Consider the following 22,101-nt stretch of genomic DNA (forward strand, 5'->3'; position numbering starts at 1 on the left):
ATCCATGCCGCCATAGCGAGACTTCCAGTTGTATAGGGTCGCCTCCGAAACACCGTGCTTGCGAGAAAGATCTGCGGCTTTCGCGCCGGCTTCCATCTCCTTCAACACCGCTATGATCTGTTCTTCACTGAAACGGGATCGCTTCATCTATCCGTCCTTCCTGAGGGGCCGGACTCTAACTCAATCTGGAGGAAAATCTCAGTGGCAGGTCAAGGCGATTCCAGCTTTTTACAGGTTTTAGGCTGGTCTTGCGGCGGTGCGGAATTTTGCCTAGAGGGAGCTTGCGCGACAGGTGCCCGGTAAAGTCCGGGTGAAAAGGGAAGCCGGTGGAAATCCGGCGCTATGCCCGTAACTGTGAGCGGGGAGCCGTTCGAGCCACAAGCCACTGGGAAACCGGGAAGGCAGCTCGGGGGGCGATGATCCGCGAAGTCAGGAGACCTGCCTGTTGCCGTCGTTGGCTCGCCGCCCGGGACCAGGCGAGGGGCCGCGGAAGGCATCCTTCCGTTCATGCGACATGTCATGAACCCGCCGCGCAGGGAGAGACCCTGGCGGCCTTAGAAGGAGCTGCGGACATGGTCCTCAGACTTGCACTGCTGGGCGCTTCGGCGCTCGTACTCAATTCGTGTCTCTCCATTGCCTTTGCCGATGACGACACGCGCGTTCTCGACACGGTCGAAGTCAGCGGGCTGCGGCCGGCGGACCTTGACCGGGTGACCTCTTCGGTTTCCGTGCTGACGGAAGAAGACCTGGCCATCCGCCTGTCGCCGAACCCTGTGGACCAGCTGCGGGCGGTGCCCGGCGTGGCGGTGTCGCGCAATGGCGGCATCGGCGGGCTGACGCAGGTGCGGATGCGCGGGGCGGAAGCCAACCATACGCTGGTGCTGTTCGACGGAATCGAGATTTCCGACCCGATCAATGGCGAGACCGATTTCGGCCTGCTGACGGCCTTGCCGGCGGCACGCATCGAAGTGCTGCGCGGGGCGGCGTCGTCCATCCACGGGTCGGATGCGATCGGCGGGGTGGTGTCGATCTCCAGCGCCGGGGCGGCGGGCCTCAGTGCGTTTGCTGAGGCGGGCAGTTTCGGCACCGTGCGCGGGCAGGTTGGCTGGCGCGGCGAGACGCTGGGCGTGGCCGTGTCGGGGCTGACGACGGACGGTGTGGATACATCCGGCCTCGGCGGCGAGAAGGACGGGTCTCAGGCGCTCTCGGGCCTCGCCACAGGGACATTTGCTCTGGGTACGGACTGGACGCTGAACCTTGTTGGTCTCGTGCGCAGCACAGAGGCAGATTATGATGCGGACTCCGATTTCGACGGGCAGCTGAACAATACCGAGCACAGCACGGAGGCCGGTCAGTGGCTGGCCGGGGCGGCGCTGACGGGATCGTTCGGCGGGCTGGACCATGTGTTCCGGGCGAGCTTCAATGAAGTGGACCGCGACAATTTCAATGCCGGCGTGAAGACGGACGATGCCAAGGGCAAGCGGACGAAGGTGAGCTGGTCGCCGGGTTATACGGCGGGCGCGCATGCGCTGACGGGTCTCGTGGATTTCGAGCGCGAGAGCTATGACCGTTCCGACGTGCAGTATGGCGGCCTGACGGATGTGTCCGAGACGTTCGAGTCGCTTGGCTTTGCAGGCGAGTATCGCTATTCGGCGGGGGCTTTCGATCTGGCAGCCTCGGCGCGCCATGACGACAACAAGGGCGACTTCGACGATGCCACGACCTGGCGTGTCGGCGCAGGCTATGCGTTCGAGGAAATTGGCGGGCGGGTGCGCGCGTCGGTGGGCACCGGCGTGAAGAACCCGACGATGACGGAGCTTTATGGCTTCTTTGTCGGCAGCTTCATCGGCAATCCGGACCTGAAGCCGGAAGAGTCGGAGAGCTGGGAAATCGGCTGGGAGCAGACGCTGGGCGACCTGAACTGGTCGGCAACCTATTTCGATGCGAACCTGAAGAACGAGATATTCACCGCGTTCAATCCGGACTTCACGTCGACGGCGCGTAACCGCTCTGCAAAGAGTGAGCGCAGCGGTGTGGAGCTGGCGGCGCGGTGGCAGGCGGCGGCGAATTTCGCGCTGTCCGGGCAGGCGACCTTTTTTGACTCGCAGGATTTCGGCGGGGCAGATGAGGTGCGCGTGCCGGAGGCGACGGCATCGCTTGCGGCAGACTGGCAGGTCAATCCGAACGGTTTCCGGATCGGGGCGGCGCTCGACTATGTCGGCGAACAGGGCGATTTCAATTTCGGCCCGTTCCCGGCGCAGGCGGTTTCGCTGGATGCCTACACGCTTGTCTCGCTGACGGCGGAATATCCGGTCACGGAGCGTCTTGCGATCACGCTGCGCGGCGAGAACATCTTCGATGAAGAAGTTTCCGACGTGTTTGGCTATCGCAATACTGGCGCCGGCGTGTTTGTGGGCCTGAAGCTGCGGTGAGGCAGGCGCTGGCCGCCTTTGCCCTGATGGGGCTTGCCGGTTTCGCTGCGGCGGAGCCGGTGAGGCCTACGGTCGTGTCGTTGGACTATTGCGCGGACCAGTATGTGCTGGCCCTCGCCGACCGGGAGCAGATCCTTGCCGTGTCGAAGGATGCGGAGCGTATGTTCAGCCTGCTGAGGGACAAGGCGGCCGGTATTCCGAAGGTGCGCGCGGCGGCAGAGGATGTCGTCGCGCTCGCGCCGGATGTGGTGGTGCGCAGCTGGGGCGGCGATGCGCGGGCGCTGGCGCTGTATGAGCGGTTTGGTATCCGGACGGTTCAGATCGGCTATGCCGGGGATGTCGAAGGCACGGGCCAGCTGCTGCGGGATGTGGCGGCGGAGCTGGGGCAGGGTGCGCGGGCGGAAGCGATGCTTGTGGCGCGGCCTGCGGCGCGTGCGGCGACGGGAGAGCGGGCGCTTTATGTGACGCCGGGTGGGGTGAGTGCGGGGCAGGGCACGATGATCGGGTCGATCATGCAATGGGCGGGCCTTGCGAATGCGAATACGGGAACAGGCTGGACGGGGCTGCCGCTGGAGCGGCTGGTGATGGAGCCGCCGGTGCTGATCCTTGCGGCATTCTTCGGCTTTGATGATGATGCGACGGACAGATGGTCCGTGTCGCGCCATCCGGTGATGCACCGGCTGATGGACGGGGCGAGGGTGGTGGACATGGACGAGGCGCGGGTGTCGTGTTCGGGATGGTTCGTGGCGGATGAGGCGGCGGCGATTGCGGCGGCGCTGGAGGCGGGACAGTGAGCCGGCTCAACCTGATCCTTGCGCTGCTCGCGGCAGTGCTGTTTGCGACTTCGGCGCTGGTGGGAACGGCGCCCTTGCCGGTGGATGAGACGCTGGCGGCGCTGTTCGGGCAGGGCGATGACCGTATACGGACGATTGTGTGGGAGCTGAGGCTGCCGCGCGCGGCAGCGGCGTTTGCCGTGGGTGCGGCGCTGGGGCTGGCGGGCGCGGGGATGCAAGGGCTGTTGCAGAACCCTCTGGCGGAGCCGGGTGTGCTGGGTGTGTCGGCGTTTTCGGCGCTGGGCGCAGTGGTGGCGATCTTCTTCGGATTTGCAGCGGTGAGCAGCCTTGCGGTGCCGGTGGCGGCAATCCTCGGTGCAGGGCTGGCGGCGGCATTGCTGGCGCTGGCAGCGGCGCAAGGGGCGCGGAGCGTGACGCTGCTGCTGATCGGCATCGGCCTGTCCAGCGTGGCGGGGGCGCTGATGTCGCTGGCGCTGAACCTTGCGCCGAACCCTTACAGCCTGTCGGACCTTGTGAACTGGATGATGGGATCGGTGGCGAACCGGTCCTGGGCGGACATGGCGTTTGGCGCGCCGTGGTGGATTGCCGGGGCGGCGCTGGTGTTGCTGGCGGGGCCGGGGCTGCGCGCGTTGAGCCTGGGCGACGAGACGGCGGCGAGCCTGGGCGCGGACCCGAAGCGGCTGCGTCTGCTGGTGATCGGCGGCACCTCGCTGCTGACGGGCGCGAGCGTGGCGGTGGCCGGGACGATCGGCTTTGTCGGCATCGTGGCGCCGCATGTGGTGCGCCCGTTCGTGAAGCATGATCCGCAGCGCTTGCTGGTGCCTTCGGCGCTGCTGGCGGGAGTGATCCTGATGGCGGCGGATATTGCGGTGCGTGTGCTGCCCTTCCAGCAGGAGCTGAAGCTGGGCGTGGCGGCGGCGCTGATCGGCGGGCCTGTGTTCATCTGGATTGCGGCGCGGCTGGGGAGATCATCCACATGATTTCCGTGAACGGAGTATCTGTATCGCTGGGCGGGCGGCGCGTGGTTGACGGTGTGTCGCTGGACATTCCGGCGGGCGCGTTCGCGGCGCTGACGGGACCGAACGGGGCGGGCAAGAGTACGCTGGTGAAGGCGATGGCGGGGGTGCTGGCGCCAGAGGCGGGCGAGGTGCGTCTTGGCGGGGATGCACTGGCGGGCCTCAGCGTGGCGGAGCGGGCGCGGCGGGCGGCCTGGCTGCCGCAGACGCGGCCGGTGGCGTGGAACCTGAACGCGGAAGATGTGGTCGCGCTGGGGCGGTTTGCGGAATCGCCGCGCGCGTTTGCGCAGATGGCGGCAGCGGGGCGCGCAGCGGTGGAGGCGGCGCTGGCCAAGGCGGATGCGGCGCACCTGATGGGGCGGCCGTTTCAGGCGCTGTCGGGCGGCGAGCAGGCGCGGGTGCACCTCGCGCGGTTACTGGCAAGCCCGGCGCCGGTGCTGCTGCTGGATGAGCCGTGTGCGGCGCTGGATGTGGCGCACCAGCTGGCGTTGATGGAGGCGCTGGCGGGCGAGGCGGCTGCGGGGCGCACGGTGCTGGTGGTGCTGCATGACCTGGATCTGGCGGCGCGGTTCTGCCCGCGCATCCTTGTCATGGACCGCGGGCGGATCGCAGCGGACGGGGCGCCGGAGGCGGCGCTGTCGGCGGAGGTGCTGGCCGGCGTGTTCGGGGTGGCGCGCGATGCGGGCGGGCAGCTGGTGCGCGCGCCGCAAAAGTGAACGCACGGGCGCCGACGGTTAACCAAGCGGCGCAACCGGTGAAATTTCACCTGTGGTATTACGTGGGGCTTAGCTTTGCCCTTCTAGCAAGGCTGTCCGGAAAGAGGACGTTCCAGAGCCATGCAGGCCGCGCCGAAACACGCTGAGACAGACCGGCAGGAAACTGCGCCGGAGGGCCGCGAGGCTGCGCCGGTGAGCCACGCGGCGCATCCCTCACCCGCGCGGGCGCTGCAGGCACGGCTGGCCCGGGAGCTGCGCCGGGAAAGCAATTCCTGGACGGGGCATTCGGCCGGCCTGGTGCTGGTGACCGTGCTGTCGGTGTGGATCGCCGCCATCTTGCTTAACGCCGGTATTTGACGCAGTTCGCTTGGCAGGCGATTTGCTAGGGTGAACGCGGAAGGCCCGGACGGGCCGCGCGACGATCAGGAGTATGGGATGCGTATCAGGAAGGCAGTTCTGCCTGTGGCGGGGCTTGGCACGCGGGTTTTGCCGGCGACGAAGGCCATCCCGAAGGAGCTGCTGCCGGTCGTGGACCGCCCGGTGATCCAATATGTTGTCGACGAGGCCCTTGAGGCGGGGATCGAGCATATCGTGTTCGTGACCGGACGCGGGAAGGGCGCGATCGAGGACTATTTCGATCATGCCCATGAGCTGGAATCCCAGCTGAAGGCCAAGAACAAGACTGACATTTTGACGGCTGTGGACGCCTCGCGCCTGCCGGCGGGACGCTCGAGCTTTGTGCGCCAGCAGGCGCCGCTGGGGCTGGGCCATGCGGTGTGGTGCGCGCGCGATGTGATCGGCGATGAGCCGTTCGCCGTGCTGCTGCCGGACGTGATCGTGAAGGGCAAGCCTTCGAGCCTGAAGCAGATGGTGGACGCGTTCGCCAAGGTCGGCGGCAATGTGATTGCGGTCGATCCGGTGCCGGAGGAGCGGGTTTCGTCTTACGGCGTGATTGCGCCGGTGGAGCGCGACGGGCGGCTGATCCGGATGTCGGGCATGGTGGAGAAGCCGCCGCGCGAGACGGCGCCGTCGAACCTGGCGATCACCGGGCGATATATCCTGCAGCCGGAGATTTTCGCGCTGCTGGAGAAACAGGGCGCAGGCGCGGGCGGCGAAATCCAGCTGACGGACGCGATGGCGAAGCTGATGGAGAGCCAGGCGTTCTACGCCTACGAGTTCGAAGGCAGCGTGCATGATTGCGGCAACAAGACCGGCTATTTCGATGCCGTGCTGACCTTCGCGCTGGAAAATCCGGACACGGCGGAGTTTGCGCGCGCACTGGTGAAGAAGGTTGCCGGCACGCTCTGAGGCGCCCGGCACAGGTTTTGCACGACTTCCCAATTATCAGATCTGCAGCGCGTTCAACAGGACGCGCCGCATCTGGAGATGGCGGTCGTTTGGGGGACAAATGACCGCCGGCTGTGGGGGAAGCCCGCCGGTTTTTCCGGCGGGCTTTTCTGTAGAACTGGCATCCCGGTCAGAGCGCAGCGCATGGGCTAGGCCCTGACAGGGCCATAGCGCAGAGAAGGTCCCGGATTCACCGCGTTGCGGTGTCCGGGATGACAGGGCGGAGGTGTCCGGCTAGGAGGACGCCATGAGCGAGACTGACCTTCCGACCTTTGAAGACGTGGTGGCCGCTGCGCAGCGCCAGCAGGGCTATGTGCGCGAGACCCCGGTGCTGAGCCACGGCGCGATTGATGCGGCGGCGGGGGCGCGCGTGTTCGTGAAGGCGGAATGCCTGCAGGTGACGGGCAGTTTCAAGATGCGCGGGGCGACGAACCGGCTGGCGCAGCTCTCGCCGGATGAGCGGAAGGCGGGCGTGGTGGCGTTCTCTTCCGGCAACCATGCGCAAGGTGTAGCTCGGGCGGCGCGGTTGATGGGTATGCCGGCGGTAATCGTGATGCCGTCCGATGCGCCGAAGGTGAAGGTTGAGGGCGTGCGCGCCGATGGCGGCGAGGTGGTGCTTTACGACCGCAACACCGAGAGCCGGGAAGAGATCAGTGTACGGATTGCAGCAGAGCGCGGCGCAGTTGTGGTGCCGAGCTATGATGACAAGCATATCATTGCCGGGCAGGGCACGGCGGGACTGGAATTTGCGCGACAGATGGAGGCGATGGGCGAGACGCTGGACCATCTGATCTGCTGCACGGGCGGGGGCGGGCTGATCACCGGGATTGCACTGGCCTTCGAGCGCCTGTCGCCGCAGACGAAGATATGGACGGCGGAACCGGAAGCGCATGATGATTGGGCGCGCTCGCTGGAGCGCGGTGAGATCGTGGCGAATGCGCCTGGCACGCGCTCGATCTGCGATGCGATCCTGACGCCGCAGCCGGGCAAGCTGACTTTCGCAATAGGTAAGCGCTTGCTGGCGGGCGGGCTGAGGGTGAGCGATGAGGAGGTGCGCGGCGCGATGCGGGCTGCCTTCCGCCACTTGAAGATCGTGGCGGAGCCGGGCGGGGCGGCTGCGCTGGCGGCTGCGCTGAGCCGGATGCCGGATGCGATGAAGGGCACGCGCGTGGGTGTACTGGTGACGGGCGGCAATGTCGACGCGGCGGATTTTGCGCCGGTGATCGCGGCGGGCTGAGCCCAATGCCCGGAAATTGCCGCCATCGTGTGGCAGGTGGCGGCGCATGACGAAGCTGCTCTACTGCGCCATTGGCGATATTCACGGCGAGTTCGAGCGCCTGAAGGACCTGCACGCGCAGGTGTTCGATCATGCGCGGCTGGCATATTCCGGGCGGCCAGTGCAGCTGGTGCATCTTGGCGACCTGGTGGACCGGGGGCCGGCCTCTGCGGAGGTGATCGACTATCTGATGAGGCTGGATGTGCCCGGCTGGCCGGCGCCGGTGACGTTGCGCGGCAATCATGAGCAGATGATGATCGATGCGCATGAGACGGGCGATCGCAGGTCGCTGGATTGGGAACAGTGGGCGCGCAATGGCGGCGAGGCGACGATGGATTCGTATGCCTTCGTGCCGCCGGATCGGCTGGCGGCGCATGTCGCCTGGCTGAAGACATTGCCGACGCTACATGTGGCGGAGGCGGCGGGGCTGGTGTTCGTGCATGGCGGGGTGGACCCGGCTCTGTTCCCCGATTGCGGCGAACAGGTGCATATGTGGACGCGGCGGCCGGCCTTTTTTGATCCGGCGCGCTGGACGGCGCCGGCGCTGCGCGGCAAGCGCGTGATCCACGGGCATACTCCGACAGTGCATTCCCTGCCGGAAGCTGCGGGCGAGGGGCGGCGGTTGAACATCGATACGGGCGCGGTGTATGGCGGGCGGCTGACGGCGGCGTTCCTGGAGCCGGGCGCGGCAGACAAATTCCTGTATGCCTGATGCCGGGCGGCGCAGCATGGCAAAGAAAGTGTTAACGAGATAGTTTCACGGGCACCGCAAATCGCAGGCGCGGCGCCAAGACTGCAGCAACCCCGGATGAAAACATGGTTAACGGCCTCTTCCGTCCCCGGACGAGATTTAACCCCCTGTTTTCAACTGCCCTTATGATCCGCGTGTTCATACTGCACTCTGAAGGCAGCCGAATGCTGCCAGCAGAGGGCAATCTGTATGAAAGCTGCACCGCTGATAAGTCTGGGCGTATCGGTCCTGCTGGGCGCCGGCGCCATCTTTTTCGGGCGATCCTTTCTCGCCGATGACGGGAAGAACGCGCAGGCGGCCGCTGCGCCGCCCGCCATGGCGATGACGAAAATCCTTGTACTGACCACCACGCTGGAACCCGGCGCCGTGATCACTCCGGAATTCGTCAAGGAAGTCGACTGGCCGCTGCAATCCGTGCCGGAAGGCGCACTGCGGAATATTTCGGACCTGGGGCCGAAGGCCTATTCGCGCGGAATGATGGTGCCGGGTGAGCCGCTGCTGCTGCCGAAGATCGACACGACGGGCGCCGTGCTGACGCTTGCCTCCGCGATCAAGCCGGGGATGCGGGCGGTATCCATCGTGGTGCGCAATGATACGGGCGTGTCGGGCTTTGTGCTGCCGGGCGACCGGGTGGATGTGAACGAGTTCATGGATCTCGACGAGTCCAAGGGTCAGGTAGAGGGCGCGCGGGTTTCCGCGAATATCCTGGCGCGGCCCGTGCTGCGGCATGTGAAAGTTCTGGCGGTGGACCAGACGTTCGATTCCAATCTGGAAGGCGCGAAGCCCTCGCAGACCGTGACGCTGGAAGTGACGCCCGAAGACGCGCTGGCGCTCGGCGCGGCAAGCCAGCGCGCGGCGCTGGGGCTTGCCCTGATCAGCCGGGATGAAGAGGCGATGGTGCATGCGGTGACCGAAGAGAAGCCGGTTGTCGTGAAGCCTGTCGTGCAGCCGAGACCAACCGTGCGCGCGTCTGCGCCCACGACGACTACCGTGCGGGTCATCAATGGCAACAAGGACGAGGAAGTGTCTGCGCCGGTAGACAGAAGCGAACCGAAAAAACTGGGGGCGCAATAATGTTCAGTACACGTTTCTTTGCAGTGACCGCGATGGCCTGCCTGATAGCGGTGCCGGCGGCAAATGCCTGGACGCAGCGTTCAGCTGCGCCTGGGGCCGAGCGGCTGGAAGTGCGCCGGGGCAAGTCTGCGGTAGTCGAGGCGGATTCGCCATTTGCGACGATTGTCGTCGCGGACCCGGAGATTGCCGAAGCGATGGCGACGTCCAACCGCTCCTTCTTCCTGCGCGGCAAGAAGCCGGGCGCGACGACTGTGCTTGTTTATAATGCTGCGGGCGGCATTGCAGAGCTGATCGAGGTCGAGGTGAAGCTCGGTCTCGAGGAGCTGCGCGCCGACATGAAGCGCCTGCTTCCGGGCGAGCCGATTGACGTTTACCCCGTACATGACGGGGTGTTTCTGGACGGGCGGGTGACGACAGCGGCGGCTGCCGACATGGCACTGCAACTGGCGGAGCGGCATGTGCCAGGCGGTGTGGCGAACGGGCTGACCGTGGGGCAGAGCCAGCAAGTGTTGCTGGAAGTGCGCTTCCTGGAGGCGAGTCGCAGCGCGGTGCGCGAGATTGGCTTTGGCAACGCGATCAACGCCAATGATTTCCGTACAATGACGGATAGCGGAACGGTCTCCGGCCTTGCCGAGAAGACGGTGGCTCTGTTCACCAATGTCGGCGGCGAGAATATCGACGTGCAGCTGCGCGCGCTCGAAGAGAAGGGCGTGATCCGCACGCTGGCGGAGCCGAACCTTGTGGCGCTGTCGGGCGATACGGCGAGCTTCCTGGCAGGCGGCGAGTTTCCGATACCGGTGGCGAGCCGGGACAACGAGATCACCATCGAGTTCAAGAAATTCGGCGTGAGTCTCGACTTCACGCCGACAGTGCTGGGCGACGGCCTTGTGAACCTGCGTGTGCGGCCGGAAGTTTCGGCGCTGGACCGGTCAAACGGTATCCGGGCGGCGAATATCGAAATCCCCGGCATCTCGGTGCGCCGCGCCGACACGACGGTGGAGCTGCATGACGGCCAGGCCTTCGCAGTCGCGGGGCTGTTGCAGAACAACTATTCCAACGATGTGCGCCAGACGCCGTGGCTGGGCAGCGTGCCGATCCTCGGCTCCCTGTTCTCGTCCAAGCGGTACCAGCGCAATGAAAGCGAGCTGGTGATCATCGTGATTCCGCGCCTTGTGCAGCCGGCATCGCATCCTGACCGGCTCGGCTCGCCGCTCAATGCCTTCGCGGAGCCGACCGATACGGAATTCTTCCTGCTCGGCAAGACCGTGAGCGAGCCGCTTCAGATTTCGGGGAATTGAGACATGAAACGTATACTGACGATATCCATGATCCTCTCCCTTGGGCTGGTGACGGCCTGCGAGACGATCCAGGCGGAAGACCGCCGCCTCCTCGGCGAGGCGACGCGGGCAAACATCGCGGAGCAGGCCGTGCGGGACGTGGACCTGCCGAATTCGAAGGCGGTTGAATCTGCCTCGGGCGTGCGCGCCGTCGCGGCAGTCAAGGCACTGAATGAAGGGCAGACAAAACAGCTCGCCAGTTCCGGCGGGACGGGGGTCGCAGACTAATGAGCGCGCTTCCTCAAAGGGCAGACATGCCGGCCGCTGCGCCGGCCCCTGGATCGGTGCCCGCGCTTGCGGCGCTGGCCGCGCCCGCGCGGCTGGAAAGCCTGAAGCCGGCCTGCGCCGAGTTTCACGACCTGTCACACATGCCGGCGCCGGACGCCGTGCTGCGCCATGGCGGCGGGCTCATCCTGATCGAGCAGGGCATGGCGGGATGGGACCAGCTGTTGCTAATGCTGGCGGTGGAGCGCCCTGCAACGGCGGTGATCGTGCTGTCGGATCAATTGCCGGCGCACATGGTGCGGGCGCTGTCGAAGCTGAGTGCATGGGATGTGCTGCCGGTATCGGCGTCGGTGGGCGAGATTGCGGAAGCCGCACTGCGGCTGGCCGAGCATCACACCGCCGAGGCTGAGAAGGATGAGCCGGGTAATTCGGTGTGCTGGGCGTTTCGCGGCGCGGTCGGCGGGGCCGGTGTCTCGACGCTGGCGATCGAGAGTGCATTTGCGCTGGCGCGCGTGGTCGGGCCGGGCAAGGTGTGCCTCGTGGACCTGAACCTTGCCGATGGCATGACGGCCTCGTTCCTGGAAGCGGTGCCGAAGCTGGATCTTGCGGCGCTGTCGAATGCGCCGGAGCGGCTGGATGCGCGCCTGCTGGCGGCGTGGTGCTGGCAGCATCAGGACGGGGTTTCTATCATCGCCGCGCCGCGCAATCCGGAAGCGGACGCGATGGCGCATGAGGCGGCCGTGCTGCGCCTGCTGGATGTGGCGTGTGCGGCCTTCCCGTTCGTCATCCTGGACATGCCCCGGCACATGATGGCGTGGACGAAGCCGGTTCTGAGCGCGGTCGATCAGGTGATTGTCGTTAGTGAGCTGACAGTGCCGAGCCTGCACGCGGCGGCGGACATGTGTCGCGATATCGACGTGCTGCGCGGCGAGGCGAACAAGGCGCACCTGGTGCTGAACCGGATGTTCAAGAAGCAGCAGTTCCGCGCGGGTTTCCCGGTCGAGAAAGCGGAGCAGGCGATCGAGCGCAAGATCGATATCACCATCACCTCGGACTGGGATGCGGCCCGCACGGCGGTGAACCTGGGCCGGCCGATTGCGGATGTGAAGCCGAAGAGCCCGCTGGTGACGGATGTGGACCGGATGGTGCGCCAGTTTGCGCCGGAAGGCCTGATGGTTGCGGCGCCACCGCAGAAGAAAGAGAAGAAGGCCCGCAGATGAGCCGGTTTGGTTTCTCCCCCGCCGTCAAGAAAGAAGCGCCCGAACAGGCCGCGCCCGAGGTTGCCCCGCCGCCGCTGGTCAATCGCGGCAAGCCGGAGCCGGCTTCGGGCTTTGACATGCTGGACGCGAAGCTGCGCATTCATGCCAAGCTGATCGACGAGCTGGACCTCTCGGCGCTCGACAAGATGGATGACGAGACGATGCGCCGGCGCGTGCGCGGCATCATCGGGGAGATCATCCGCAAGGAAGAGATGGCGCTGTCGGCCGCAGAGGAAGCCTCTTTTGCCGATGCGGTGATGGACGAAATGACGGGGCTTGGCCCGATCGAACCTCTGCTCAAGGACGATTCGATTGCCGACATCCTGATCAACGGATGCAACCAGGTTTACATCGAACGGGGCGGCAAGCTGCAGCTTGCGCCGGTTCGGTTTGCAGACAATGACCACCTGTTGCGCATCGTGCAGCGAATTGTTGCGGCGGTCGGACGGCGCGTGGACGAGAGCCAGCCGCTGGTAGACGCGCGCCTGCTGGACGGCAGCCGGGTGAACGCCGCAGTGTTGCCGATTGCGATTGACGGGCCGCTGGTGTCGATCCGGAAATTCTCCAAGTCGCCGCTGACAATGGACAAGCTGGTGCAGTTCGGGGCGATCCCGCGGCCAGTGGCAGATTTCATCCTGGGCGCTGTGAAGTGCCGCGCCTCGACGGTGATCTCGGGCGGTACGGGCTCCGGCAAGACGACGCTGCTGAATGCGCTGTCATCGGCCATCAGTCCGGACGAGCGCCTTATCACCATCGAGGACGCTGCCGAGCTGCAGCTGCAGCAGCCGCACGTTGCGCGCATGGAGACGCGGCCGCCGAACATTGAAGGCAAGGGCGAGATCCGCCAGCGCGAACTCGTCAAGAACGCGCTGCGGATGCGGCCTGACCGCGTGATCCTCGGCGAGGTGCGTTCGGAAGAAGCCTTCGACATGCTGCAGGCGATGAATACCGGCCACGAAGGCTCGATGGCGACGATTCACGCCAACAATCCGCGCGATGCGCTGACGCGTCTCGAGCAGATGGTGATGATGGGAGGCATGAAGATTTCCGAGGATGCCATCCGTGGACAGATTGCCTCGGCGGTGAACTTCATCGTGCAGGCGACGCGCCTTTCCGATGGCTCACGCAAGGTCGTGTCGATTGCGGAGATCACCGGCATGGAAGGCTCGGTGGTGCAGCTGCAGGAGATATTCAAGTTCGAGCGCACCGGCACGGCGGAGAATGGCAAGGTGCTCGGCCATTTCTGCGCGACCGGCCTGCGCCCCAAATTCCTCGACGAGATGGAGCGCAAGGGCGTGCATATGCCGCCCGGGCTGTTCGATCCGACAAACCGGTTCTGATCCGGAGGCGCGTGGTTCGTGTTTGGCCTGCCTGATCTGACCAGCCTTGATGCGGCGCTGCTGATCCCGGCGATCATGGCGACGGGCGCTGTGTTTCTGGCGATCCAGTCCGTGATGGGACTGGTGACACAGGCGCAGACGCAGCGCGTAGTGAACCGGCGCCTGCAGTTCAAGGAGCGCTACGAAACGCATAACGAGGCGATGATTGAGCTGCGCAAGAGCCGCGGCCTGGACCGGGATGGCAATCTCGCGATGTCGCTGCGCGGGATCAACCAGCTGATCGTACGCTCGGGGCTGAAGTTCGAGCCGGCGAAATGGGCGATCATGTCGGCCGCGGGCGCGCTCATTCCGGCGGGGCTTGCCTGGTATTATCTCGGCGGCATCTGGGCGGCGGTACCGGTTTACCTGGTCTTTCTGGTGGCCGCGCCGTTTGCGGTGATCAAACACCTTGCGGGCAAGCGGGCGAAGAAGCTGGCGGCGCAGCTGCCGGACGCGTTGCAGATCGTCTGCCGCAGCCTCGAGGCCGGCCACCCGGTGGCGACGGCCGTGGGTCTTGTGGCGCGCGAGATGCCGGACCCGATCGGGACGGAGTTCGGCATGACTGCCGACGAAGTGTCCTACGGCATGTCGCTGACCAATGCCGTGCAGCGCATGGCGGAGCGGGCGGGCGATCCGGATGTGGAGCTGTTTGCCGCGACCGTGCGTCTGCAAGAAAAGACCGGCGGCAATCTCACCGAGCTGCTGAAGTCAAACACCGACACCATCCGCGGCCGCCAGACCATGCGGCTGAAAGTGCGCGCGGCCTCATCCGAGGGGCGCACCTCGGCAATGATCCTGACATCGGCGCCTTTCATGGTGATGACGGTGATCCATTTCATGCAGCCCCGATTCTATGGCGACGTGATTCATGACCCGCTGATCCAGTACGGCTTTGCCGGCCTGTTCGTGTGGATGGCCATCGGCAACATGGTCATGAACAAGATGATCAACTTCAAGATGTGACCTGATACAGATGGGCGCTGCACTCCTCTCCGGTCCGATCCTGCCTGGCGCGATGCTGCTGCTCGCGCTACTGGCGGCGATTCCGGGTCTGGTGTCCTTCGTGCGCAGCCGTCAGGCTGCGGATGAAGTGGCCAAGCGCCTCGTGCGGCGGTCGCCGGAGAATGCGGATGAGCCGCGCCGGAACGAGAGCCGCATCGGCCGGGCCGTCATGGGGCTGGCGGACAATGCGGCGCCGACCGAAGGGCAGGAGGTCAATGCGGTTCGCGCGAAGCTGAACCAGGCGGGCTTCCACCAGAAGAATGCCGTGTCGCGCTATTTCTTTGCGCGCTTCGTCTGCGTGGTGATCCCGCAGGTGGGCCTGTTCTTCGCGCTGCCCTACATGAGCGAGCTGCCGAAATATGCGCCGGTGATGGCGTCGATCATTCTCGTGCTCGCGGGTCTCGCGGCGCCCGGCAAGTTCCTCGACATGCAGATCGAGAAGCGGCGGCAGGCCTGCTCGGGCGGCTTCCCGGACATGATGGACCTTATGCTGGCCTGCGTGGAGGCGGGGCTCAGCCTCGACGCGGCGGTGCAGCGGGTCGGCGAGGAACTGGAGCTGCGCCACCCGATCATCGCCGGGCACATGCGCACCCTGTCGCTGGAACTGCGCGCGGGCAAGGCGCGCAAGAATGCCTGGCGGGCGTTTGCCGACCGGATGGGAATCGAGGAGGCGGGCTCGCTGGCCACGATGCTGCGCCAAGCCGAGGAAATGGGCACCAGCCTTGGCCAGACCCTGCGGGTTTTCTCGGCAGACATGCGCCAGCGGCGCATTCTCTATGCCGAGGAAAAGGCGATGGCCCTGCCTGCAAAACTGACACTGCCCTTGATTTTATTCGTGTTTCCGGTCCTTCTGGGGGTGCTGACCCTGCCCGCGGTGGTCATGCTGGGCAGCGTGTTCGAGTGACATGCCCGCTAGGCGAAGCGCTGGCAGATTGCTAGGAAACGCCCATGCCGACCTATCTGGAATTCGAAAAGCCGATCGCCGAACTCGATTCGAAGATCGCCGAGCTTGAAGCCCTCGCCGCCCGCAAGGATGGCCCGTCGATCACGGACGAGCTGGCGAAGCTGAAGACCAAGTCTGCCAAGCAGCTCAAGCAGATCTATTCCGATCTTGACGCCTGGCGCATCACGCAAGTGGCCCGCCATCCGGACCGCCCGCACTTCTCCGACTTCATCGGCACGATCTTCGAGGATTTCGAGGAACTCGCCGGCGACCGCGTGTTCGGCAATGATGAGGCGATCATCGGCGGGCTTGCGAAATTCCGCGGCCGCTCGGTCGTCATCATGGGCCATGAGAAGGGCCGCACGACCGAGAAGCGCCTGAAGCACAATTTCGGCATGGCGAACCCGGAAGGCTATCGCAAGGCGGTGCGCCTTATGGACCTGGCCGAGAAGTTCAACATGCCGGTTCTGTCTTTCCCCGATACGATGGGCGCCTATCCCGGCAAGGGCGGCGAGGAACGCGGACAGGCCGAAGCGATTGCGCGCGGCACGCAGCGCGGGCTGTCGCTGGGAGTTCCGTTCGTGTCGCTGATCATCGGCGAGGGCATGTCCGGCGGCGCCATCGGCATTGCGGCGGCCAACCGTGTGCTGATCATGGAATATGCGATCTATTCGGTGATCTCGCCGGAGGGCTGCGCCTCGATCCTCTACCGCGATGCGGCCAAGGCGAAGGATGCCGCGCAGGCGATGGGCATCACGCCGACGGACCTGCTGCGCACGAAGATTGTCGATGGCATCGTGAAAGAGCCCGTGGGCGGGGCGCACCGCGACCCGCAGCGCGCGATGGCAGCAGCCGCGAAGGCGCTGGACGCCGCGCTGCGTGATCTTGAAGGCATGACGCCGGCAGAGCTGCGCCGCCAGCGGCGTGACCGTTTCTACGCCATCGGCCGTGAAGGTCTCTGACACCGCCAGCGGACAGCGCCGCAATGGCTGAGCGCGACTGGATCGGCAAGTATTTCGCGCCGCTGGCAACTTCTGCCGGCGCAGCCGGACTCAGCGATGACACCGCGCAACTCGGAACCTGGAAGCGCCCTGTCGCGGTGACCAAAGACGCGATGGTGGAGGGCGTGCATTTCCTCGCCGTCGATCCGATCGCGAGCATCGCGCGCAAGCTCGTGCGGGTGAACGTGTCGGACATTCTCTCTGCGGGCGCCCTGCCGCGTGAGGCGCTGCTGACGCTCGGCTGGCCTGCGGGTCGGCCGGAGTCTGATCTGGCGGCGTTTGCAGAGGCGCTGGGCGGGGAGTTGTCGCGCTGGAACATTGCGCTTCTCGGCGGGGATACGGTGGCGAGCCCGCTGGGCCTGTTCCTGTCTCTGACGCTGACCGGGGAATGTGTGGGCGAGACGCTGGTTCGCCGCGGCGGAGCGAAGGCCGGCGATGATCTCTGGGTGACCGGCGAGATCGGCGGGCCGCGGCGCGGATTTATGGCGCGGGCGGAAGGGCAGGCGAGCGTTCACCTGGCGGCGCTGCTGGAGCCCGAACTGCCCCCGGCGGCGACTGCCGAGCTGATTGCGCAGCTGGCGACTGCGGCTATGGACGTGTCAGACGGACTGCTCGGGGATGCGGCGCAACTGGCGGCGGCGTCCGGGCTGCGCGCGGAGGTTCAGCTCGACGCGGTGCCGTTTGCGGGCGGCGCTTCCGGCCCGGCCGAGGCCATTGATCTGGCCAGCTGGGGTGATGACTACCAGCTGCTTTTTACCTCACCGGCGAAGTCGCGGGAGGGCGTACCCCGGCTGGCCGAGTTGAAGCAGGTGCGGATTTCGCGTATCGGGCGAGTCAGCGAGGGCCGGGGGCTCGGGGCGAGCTGGCACGGAGATGTTGTTAACCTCCCTGAAACTATCGGCTTCGAGCATGGCAGAATCGGAATGCCTGCGACTCGCCCCTGAAGCGAGGCGGGTTGCACCCCAAAAGGGGCGCTGGCAGGCAAAGCCGTCGCAATAAGACTGCTGCAGCCCCGTTCGGGGCTGTCAGGCAACAGGGGTTAAAGGAAGGAAGTCCAATGTCCTGGTTCATACTCGCACTTGGTGCGGGCATACTGGCCATCGCGTATGGCTATATTCAAATTCAGTCGATCATGAAGGCGCCTTCGGGCAACCCGCGCATGATCGAGATCGCCCAGGCGATCCAGGAAGGCGCAAACGCCTATCTCAACCGCCAGTATCGCACGATTGGCATCGTCGGCGTGGTGGTTGCAGTCGTCCTGGTGTTCGCACTCAGCTGGAAAGCTGCGCTGGGCTTTGTCATCGGCGCCGTGCTCTCGGGCGCTGCCGGCTTCATCGGCATGCGCGTCTCCGTGCAGGCCAACGTCCGCACGACGGAAGCCTCGCGCAAGGGCCTAAACGAAGGCCTGCAGATGGCGTTCAAATCGGGCGCGATCACCGGCATGCTCGTGGTCGGCCTCGCCCTCCTCGGCATCGTTGGCTATTACGGCCTGCTCACTGGCCCGATGGCGCTCTCGCTCACCGATGATGGCCAGAAGCGCGAAATCATCGATTCGCTCGTCGCGCTCGGCTTTGGTGCTTCGCTGATCTCGATCTTCGCCCGTCTTGGCGGCGGTATCTTCACCAAGGGTGCGGATGTCGGCGGCGACATGGTCGGCAAGGTCGAAGCCGGTATTCCGGAAGATGATCCGCGTAACCCCGCCACCATCGCGGACAACGTCGGCGACAACGTGGGCGATTGCGCCGGCATGGCGGCGGACCTGTTCGAGACCTATGCGGTGACGCTCGTCGCCACCATGGTCCTTGGCGGCATCTACTTCGCCTCCACGCCTTATATCGGCGAGATCATGATGCTGCCCCTCGCCATTGGCGCGGTGTGTATCGTCACCTCGATCATCGGTTCGTTCTTTGCCACGCTGGCGAAGGGTTCGACCGACGTCATGGGCGCGCTCTACAAATCGCTGATCGTGACCGGTGTTCTGTCCGTGGTCGGACTGGGCGTCGCCATCCAGACGGTTCTTCCGGGCGGCCTTGCCGGCACGATGGAAGGCGCGGGCGACCTGCTCGGCCTCGTCAACCCGCTGACGGGTGAAGCGGCGGATATCACCGGCTGGAAGCTGTTTGCCTGCGGCGTGGTCGGCCTGTTCGTCACCCTGCTGATCGTCGTGATCACGGCTTACTATACCGAGACGAAGTACCGTCCGGTGCGTTCGGTGGCGAAAGCCTCTGAGTCTGGCCACGGCACGAACGTCATCCAGGGCCTCGCTGTCTCGCTGGAAGCAACGGCTTTGCCGGCGCTCACCATCATCGGCGGCATCCTGCTCACCTACAATCTCGCAGGCCTTTATGGGATCGCGATTGCCACCACGACGATGCTGGCGCTTGCCGGTATCATCGTTGCGCTCGACGCGTTCGGTCCGGTGACCGACAATGCGGGCGGCATTGCCGAGATGGCGGAACTGCCGTCGGAAGTCCGCAAGACGACCGATGCGCTCGACGCAGTCGGCAACACGACCAAGGCGGTCACGAAAGGCTACGCCATCGGCTCTGCCGGTCTCGGTGCCCTCGTGCTGTTTGCGGCGTATGCGGAGGATCTGAAATACTTCTCGGCGAAGGCCGTGGAAGGCTCGTTCTTCTATAACGTCACGGTCGACTTCTCGATTGCCAACCCCTACGTCGTGGTCGGCCTGCTGTTCGGCGGCCTGCTGCCGTTCCTGTTCGGCGGCATGTCGATGATGGCCGTGGGCCGTGCAGCCCAGTCGGTGGTCGAAGAAGTCCGCCGCCAGTTCCGCGAAATGCCAGGCATCATGAAGGGCGAAGTGAAGCCCGACTATGGCCGCGCCGTGGACATGCTGACCCAGGCTGCGATCAAGGAAATGATCGTGCCTTCGCTGCTGCCAGTGCTTTCGCCGATTGTGCTGTTCATTGCGATCTTCCTGATTGCGGGTTCGGGTGCGGCTCTGGCCTCGGTCGGCGCCATGCTTCTCGGCGTGATCGTGACCGGCCTGTTCGTTGCCATCTCGATGACCTCGGGGGGCGGCGCGTGGGATAACGCGAAAAAGTATATCGAAGACGGCAACCACGGCGGCAAGGGCTCCGAAGCCCACAAGGCTGCCGTCACCGGTGACACCGTGGGCGATCCCTACAAGGACACCTCTGGCCCGGCCGTGAACCCGATGATCAAGATCACGAACATTGTGGCGCTCCTGATGCTGGCCGTCCTCGCGGGCCACTAAGCATCCGGATACGGATCAAAAAGAAAACCCCGGAGGCAACTCCGGGGTTTTTTCATTGTGAGCCTTGGAACGATATCAGCGCCGGCCGGTCGGGTTGTCCGGGGTGCGTTCGTCGGTGTTTGGCAGGCGCATGGCGCCGACTGTGCCGAAGATCTGCTCCCACAGGCCGAGTTCACGGCCCCGCGTAGGTGTCTCGCGGGCGGCATAGCTGATCACCTGGCCATCGGCGGCGGTGTAGCGCAGCACCTCGTCCACCATGTCATCTTCGCCAAAACGGATGGCGGTGATGGCGCGGTCTGTTACCTTCGGCTTGTAGAAGGCGAAGCGCTCCTGCACGTCAGAGATGTAGAACCAGGTATTGGTGTCGAACACGCCCTTGGTCGAGGGTGAGCCGAGCTGGGCCATTACGCTGGAGCGCGAGTCTTCGCCTGGCTTGATGTCGTAAGGCTGCACCTCATCCGGAATGTAGCCATGAAAATCGCGGGCCGGGGTGATGCAGGCCGTCAGCGGCAGCACAAGCAGGCTCGCAGCAAGCAGGGCGGATTTGCGCATGGTTCACTCTCAATGGACTTTGACCGGAGACCTAGCGGCAGGTAACGGGGCTTGGCAAGCATGGGAGTGCACCCTTGATGGGCATTTTTGACGCCTTGTTCCCTCGCCGTGCCGCCGAAAGGAAGGCGGCTGCGGAAGCATACCGTCGCCTGCTGCATCATGCGCTGGAGCCGGCGCACTACACGCATCTAGGCGTGCCGGACACTTTTGAGGGCCGGGCAGGGATGGTGACGCTGCTGACCAGCCTTGCCCTGTCGCGCCTGAGGCGAATCGGTGGGCCTGAAGCGGCAGCGCTGGCGGCGCGGCTGGATGAACGCGTGCTGGACGGATTTGACGCGGCCCACCGGGAAACCGGGGTGGGCGACCATTCGATTGCCCGCAAGGTGCGCAAGACGGCGCAGGCGCACGCAGGGATGGGAAGGGCGTTGTTTGCGGCCTTGGACCGCCCTGAGGATGCCGATGACGGCTTGGCGGCAGTGCTGCGCCGTAACGGCATGGTGGCCGCGCCGGATGCCGGCAGGCTGGCCGCTGCCGCGCGGGCCATGCTGGCTCATCTGGACGCGCAACCGGACGCGGAAATCCTTGCCGGGGCTTTCGACTGGATCATTCCGCTTGTGTAATCCGCCGGAGGGGAGCCGCATCTCTCCCGTTGCGTTGCCCCCCGGCGACGCTTAAACCACGCCGAAACAGACCAATCTGGCCGGAAACGTCAGGCACAGGACAGAATGCACCCCAAGCAGACACTTTCCGTTGACGCCATGGGCGGAGACGATGCTCCCGGCATCGTCATCGATGGGGTCGCCGAATTCCTTTCGGCCCGCCCGGATCTCTCCGTGTTGCTGCATGGCGATGAGGCGCTGCTCGCGCCGCTGGTCGCCGCTAAGCCTGCTATGGCCGGCCGGGTGACAGTCCTGCATGCCGCCGAGAAAATCACCTCGGACATGAAGCCGAGCCAGGCACTGCGCCGGGGCAAAGGCACGTCGATGTGGAATGCCGTCGAGGCGGTGAAGGACGGGCGCGCGGGCGCGTCTGTCTCCGCCGGCAATACCGGCGCGTTGATGGCGATCTCGATGCTGGCGCTGCGCAAGATGGAGGGCGTGCACCGCCCGGCCATGACGGCCGTGTGGCCGACGCTGCGGGGGCGCACGATCATTCTGGATGTCGGCGCCAATGTGGAAGCCGATGCGCAGCAGCTGGTGACCTTCGCAATCATGGGCGAGGCGTTTGCACGGGCAACGCTCGGAATTGCACGCCCGACTGTCGGCCTTCTGAATATCGGCTCGGAAGAGATGAAGGGCCATGAAGAAGTGCGCGAAGCGCATGAGTGGCTGCGTGCCGCCGGGCTGAACATCGACTATCGCGGTTTCATCGAAGGCGATGATATTTCGGCAGGCGAAGTGGACGTCGTGGTCACGGATGGCTTCACGGGCAACGTGGCGCTCAAGACCGGCGAAGGCGTTGCGCGCATGCTGGCAAGCCGGATGCGCGATGCGTTCACGGAAAACCTGGTGTCCAAGGCCGGCGCCGCGCTCGCGATGGGCGGGCTGAAGAAGCTCCGTTCCCTGATGGACCCGAGCAATGTGAATGGCGGCGTCCTGCTCGGCCTCGGCGGGATATCCGTGAAGAGCCATGGCGGTGCAGATGCACGCGGTTTTGCGCGGGCCTGCGAGATGGCCGCGGACCTCGCCGGCAGTGATTTCCAGACCGAAATCGCCGCCAACCTCGCACGGATCGGAACCGGCGGAGTTGCCGCTGAATAGCG

The 22,101-nt window shown here is 65.3% G+C and carries 22 protein-coding genes and 1 riboswitch; of the genes, 20 read left to right on the forward strand and 2 right to left on the reverse strand.

Features of this window, described 5'->3' with window-relative positions; translation table 11 throughout:
• Positions 1 to 147: transposase (locus ACK4TE_RS11395; protein ID WP_409911675.1), on the reverse strand; the 147-nt coding region annotated here is incomplete at its 3' end.
• Between the two features lie 126 nt (positions 148 to 273).
• Positions 274 to 461: riboswitch (cobalamin riboswitch) on the forward strand.
• A gap of 111 nt (positions 462 to 572) precedes the next feature.
• On the opposite strand from ACK4TE_RS11395, the gene ACK4TE_RS11400 reads away from it, so the two are divergent.
• The 18 genes from ACK4TE_RS11400 to ACK4TE_RS11485 all read left to right on the forward strand — a co-directional run bounded on the left by ACK4TE_RS11400 (position 573) and on the right by ACK4TE_RS11485 (position 19,787).
• Positions 573 to 2,432, forward strand: a complete 1,860-nt coding sequence (locus ACK4TE_RS11400; protein ID WP_409911638.1) for a TonB-dependent receptor plug domain-containing protein — start codon at positions 573 to 575, stop codon at positions 2,430 to 2,432.
• Positions 2,429 to 3,226, forward strand: coding sequence for an ABC transporter substrate-binding protein (locus ACK4TE_RS11405; protein WP_409911639.1), 798 nt, complete (start codon positions 2,429 to 2,431; stop codon positions 3,224 to 3,226). The genes ACK4TE_RS11400 and ACK4TE_RS11405 overlap by 4 nt, the downstream gene beginning before the upstream one ends.
• On the forward strand, positions 3,223 to 4,206 hold the full coding sequence (locus ACK4TE_RS11410) for a FecCD family ABC transporter permease (RefSeq protein WP_409911640.1): 984 nt from the start codon (positions 3,223 to 3,225) through the stop codon (positions 4,204 to 4,206). The genes ACK4TE_RS11405 and ACK4TE_RS11410 overlap by 4 nt, the downstream gene beginning before the upstream one ends.
• Complete coding sequence (locus ACK4TE_RS11415; protein WP_409911641.1) at positions 4,203 to 4,958, forward strand: ABC transporter ATP-binding protein; 756 nt, start codon at positions 4,203 to 4,205, stop codon at positions 4,956 to 4,958. The genes ACK4TE_RS11410 and ACK4TE_RS11415 overlap by 4 nt, the downstream gene beginning before the upstream one ends.
• Before the next feature lie 120 nt (positions 4,959 to 5,078).
• Positions 5,079 to 5,315 (forward strand): hypothetical protein, encoded by a 237-nt coding sequence (locus ACK4TE_RS11420; protein WP_409911642.1) that lies wholly within the window; start codon positions 5,079 to 5,081, stop codon positions 5,313 to 5,315.
• A 78-nt stretch (positions 5,316 to 5,393) separates the two neighbouring features.
• Positions 5,394 to 6,266, forward strand: a complete 873-nt coding sequence (gene galU, locus ACK4TE_RS11425) for a UTP--glucose-1-phosphate uridylyltransferase GalU (RefSeq protein ID WP_409911643.1) — start codon at positions 5,394 to 5,396, stop codon at positions 6,264 to 6,266.
• A gap of 286 nt (positions 6,267 to 6,552) precedes the next feature.
• The gene (locus ACK4TE_RS11430) at positions 6,553 to 7,542 is read left to right on the forward strand and encodes a threonine/serine dehydratase (protein ID WP_409911644.1); all 990 of its coding nucleotides are present in this window, start codon (positions 6,553 to 6,555) and stop codon (positions 7,540 to 7,542) included.
• 46 nt (positions 7,543 to 7,588) lie between these two features.
• Positions 7,589 to 8,293 carry a metallophosphoesterase family protein gene (locus ACK4TE_RS11435; RefSeq protein ID WP_409911645.1) on the forward strand — a complete coding sequence of 235 codons (705 nt, stop codon included), beginning with the start codon at positions 7,589 to 7,591 and terminating at the stop codon, positions 8,291 to 8,293.
• Positions 8,294 to 8,521: 228 nt separating this feature from the next.
• Positions 8,522 to 9,406 carry a Flp pilus assembly protein CpaB gene (gene cpaB, locus ACK4TE_RS11440; RefSeq protein WP_409911646.1) on the forward strand — a complete coding sequence of 295 codons (885 nt, stop codon included), beginning with the start codon at positions 8,522 to 8,524 and terminating at the stop codon, positions 9,404 to 9,406.
• Complete coding sequence (locus ACK4TE_RS11445; protein ID WP_409911647.1) at positions 9,406 to 10,704, forward strand: type II and III secretion system protein family protein; 1,299 nt, start codon at positions 9,406 to 9,408, stop codon at positions 10,702 to 10,704. The genes cpaB and ACK4TE_RS11445 overlap by 1 nt, the downstream gene beginning before the upstream one ends.
• A 3-nt stretch (positions 10,705 to 10,707) precedes the next feature.
• Entirely contained in the window at positions 10,708 to 10,971 is a 264-nt protein-coding gene (locus ACK4TE_RS11450) for a hypothetical protein (protein WP_409911648.1), read from the forward strand.
• Between the two features lie 26 nt (positions 10,972 to 10,997).
• Positions 10,998 to 12,188 (forward strand): CpaE family protein, encoded by a 1,191-nt coding sequence (locus ACK4TE_RS11455; RefSeq protein ID WP_409911649.1) that lies wholly within the window; start codon positions 10,998 to 11,000, stop codon positions 12,186 to 12,188.
• On the forward strand, positions 12,185 to 13,567 hold the full coding sequence (locus tag ACK4TE_RS11460; protein ID WP_409911650.1) for a CpaF family protein: 1,383 nt from the start codon (positions 12,185 to 12,187) through the stop codon (positions 13,565 to 13,567). Before ACK4TE_RS11455 ends, ACK4TE_RS11460 begins: the two co-directional genes overlap by 4 nt.
• Before the next feature lie 18 nt (positions 13,568 to 13,585).
• Positions 13,586 to 14,569, forward strand: a complete 984-nt coding sequence (locus ACK4TE_RS11465) for a type II secretion system F family protein (RefSeq protein WP_409911651.1) — start codon at positions 13,586 to 13,588, stop codon at positions 14,567 to 14,569.
• A gap of 10 nt (positions 14,570 to 14,579) precedes the next feature.
• On the forward strand, positions 14,580 to 15,512 hold the full coding sequence (locus ACK4TE_RS11470) for a type II secretion system F family protein (protein WP_409911652.1): 933 nt from the start codon (positions 14,580 to 14,582) through the stop codon (positions 15,510 to 15,512).
• 44 nt (positions 15,513 to 15,556) lie between these two features.
• Positions 15,557 to 16,513, forward strand: a complete 957-nt coding sequence (locus ACK4TE_RS11475; RefSeq protein WP_409911653.1) for an acetyl-CoA carboxylase carboxyltransferase subunit alpha — start codon at positions 15,557 to 15,559, stop codon at positions 16,511 to 16,513.
• Positions 16,514 to 16,536: 23 nt separating this feature from the next.
• Positions 16,537 to 17,496 (forward strand): thiamine-phosphate kinase, encoded by a 960-nt coding sequence (gene thiL / locus ACK4TE_RS11480; RefSeq protein WP_409911654.1) that lies wholly within the window; start codon positions 16,537 to 16,539, stop codon positions 17,494 to 17,496.
• A gap of 113 nt (positions 17,497 to 17,609) precedes the next feature.
• Positions 17,610 to 19,787 carry a sodium-translocating pyrophosphatase gene (locus ACK4TE_RS11485; protein ID WP_409911655.1) on the forward strand — a complete coding sequence of 726 codons (2,178 nt, stop codon included), beginning with the start codon at positions 17,610 to 17,612 and terminating at the stop codon, positions 19,785 to 19,787.
• A gap of 75 nt (positions 19,788 to 19,862) precedes the next feature.
• Here ACK4TE_RS11485 and ACK4TE_RS11490 read toward each other — a convergent pair whose 3' ends face one another.
• A complete protein-coding gene (locus ACK4TE_RS11490; protein WP_409911656.1) occupies positions 19,863 to 20,339 on the reverse strand; it encodes an outer membrane protein assembly factor BamE in 477 nt (158 codons plus the stop codon).
• Between the two features lie 77 nt (positions 20,340 to 20,416).
• Here ACK4TE_RS11490 and ACK4TE_RS11495 point away from each other — a divergent pair, with 77 nt between their 5' ends.
• Positions 20,417 to 20,959, forward strand: coding sequence for a ubiquinol-cytochrome C chaperone family protein (locus tag ACK4TE_RS11495; RefSeq protein ID WP_409911657.1), 543 nt, complete (start codon positions 20,417 to 20,419; stop codon positions 20,957 to 20,959).
• Between the two features lie 105 nt (positions 20,960 to 21,064).
• Positions 21,065 to 22,099 carry a phosphate acyltransferase PlsX gene (gene plsX, locus ACK4TE_RS11500; RefSeq protein ID WP_409911658.1) on the forward strand — a complete coding sequence of 345 codons (1,035 nt, stop codon included), beginning with the start codon at positions 21,065 to 21,067 and terminating at the stop codon, positions 22,097 to 22,099.
• Positions 22,100 to 22,101: the final 2 nt, after the last annotated feature.

Source organism: Hyphomonas sp., from assembly GCF_046313975.1.
Lineage (GTDB): Bacteria > Pseudomonadota > Alphaproteobacteria > Caulobacterales > Hyphomonadaceae > Hyphomonas.

Excerpts from the sequence above, each read along its gene's own strand:
- ACK4TE_RS11485 (WP_409911655.1), top strand. The coding sequence starts at position 17,610 with ATGTCCTGGTTCATACTCGCACTTGGTGCGGGCATACTGGCCATCGCG.
- thiL (WP_409911654.1), top strand. The coding sequence starts at position 16,537 with ATGGCTGAGCGCGACTGGATCGGCAAGTATTTCGCGCCGCTGGCAACT.
- ACK4TE_RS11470 (WP_409911652.1), top strand. The coding sequence starts at position 14,580 with ATGGGCGCTGCACTCCTCTCCGGTCCGATCCTGCCTGGCGCGATGCTG.
- ACK4TE_RS11455 (WP_409911649.1), top strand. The coding sequence starts at position 10,998 with ATGCCGGCCGCTGCGCCGGCCCCTGGATCGGTGCCCGCGCTTGCGGCG.
- ACK4TE_RS11490 (WP_409911656.1), bottom strand. The coding sequence starts at position 20,339 with ATGCGCAAATCCGCCCTGCTTGCTGCGAGCCTGCTTGTGCTGCCGCTG.
- ACK4TE_RS11420 (WP_409911642.1), top strand. The coding sequence starts at position 5,079 with ATGCAGGCCGCGCCGAAACACGCTGAGACAGACCGGCAGGAAACTGCG.
- ACK4TE_RS11430 (WP_409911644.1), top strand. The coding sequence starts at position 6,553 with ATGAGCGAGACTGACCTTCCGACCTTTGAAGACGTGGTGGCCGCTGCG.
- ACK4TE_RS11495 (WP_409911657.1), top strand. The coding sequence starts at position 20,417 with ATGGGCATTTTTGACGCCTTGTTCCCTCGCCGTGCCGCCGAAAGGAAG.
- galU (WP_409911643.1), top strand. The coding sequence starts at position 5,394 with ATGCGTATCAGGAAGGCAGTTCTGCCTGTGGCGGGGCTTGGCACGCGG.
- ACK4TE_RS11415 (WP_409911641.1), top strand. The coding sequence starts at position 4,203 with ATGATTTCCGTGAACGGAGTATCTGTATCGCTGGGCGGGCGGCGCGTG.
- ACK4TE_RS11445 (WP_409911647.1), top strand. The coding sequence starts at position 9,406 with ATGTTCAGTACACGTTTCTTTGCAGTGACCGCGATGGCCTGCCTGATA.
- cpaB (WP_409911646.1), top strand. The coding sequence starts at position 8,522 with ATGAAAGCTGCACCGCTGATAAGTCTGGGCGTATCGGTCCTGCTGGGC.
- ACK4TE_RS11400 (WP_409911638.1), top strand. The coding sequence starts at position 573 with ATGGTCCTCAGACTTGCACTGCTGGGCGCTTCGGCGCTCGTACTCAAT.
- ACK4TE_RS11475 (WP_409911653.1), top strand. The coding sequence starts at position 15,557 with ATGCCGACCTATCTGGAATTCGAAAAGCCGATCGCCGAACTCGATTCG.
- ACK4TE_RS11435 (WP_409911645.1), top strand. The coding sequence starts at position 7,589 with ATGACGAAGCTGCTCTACTGCGCCATTGGCGATATTCACGGCGAGTTC.
- ACK4TE_RS11450 (WP_409911648.1), top strand. The coding sequence starts at position 10,708 with ATGAAACGTATACTGACGATATCCATGATCCTCTCCCTTGGGCTGGTG.
- plsX (WP_409911658.1), top strand. The coding sequence starts at position 21,065 with ATGCACCCCAAGCAGACACTTTCCGTTGACGCCATGGGCGGAGACGAT.
- ACK4TE_RS11460 (WP_409911650.1), top strand. The coding sequence starts at position 12,185 with ATGAGCCGGTTTGGTTTCTCCCCCGCCGTCAAGAAAGAAGCGCCCGAA.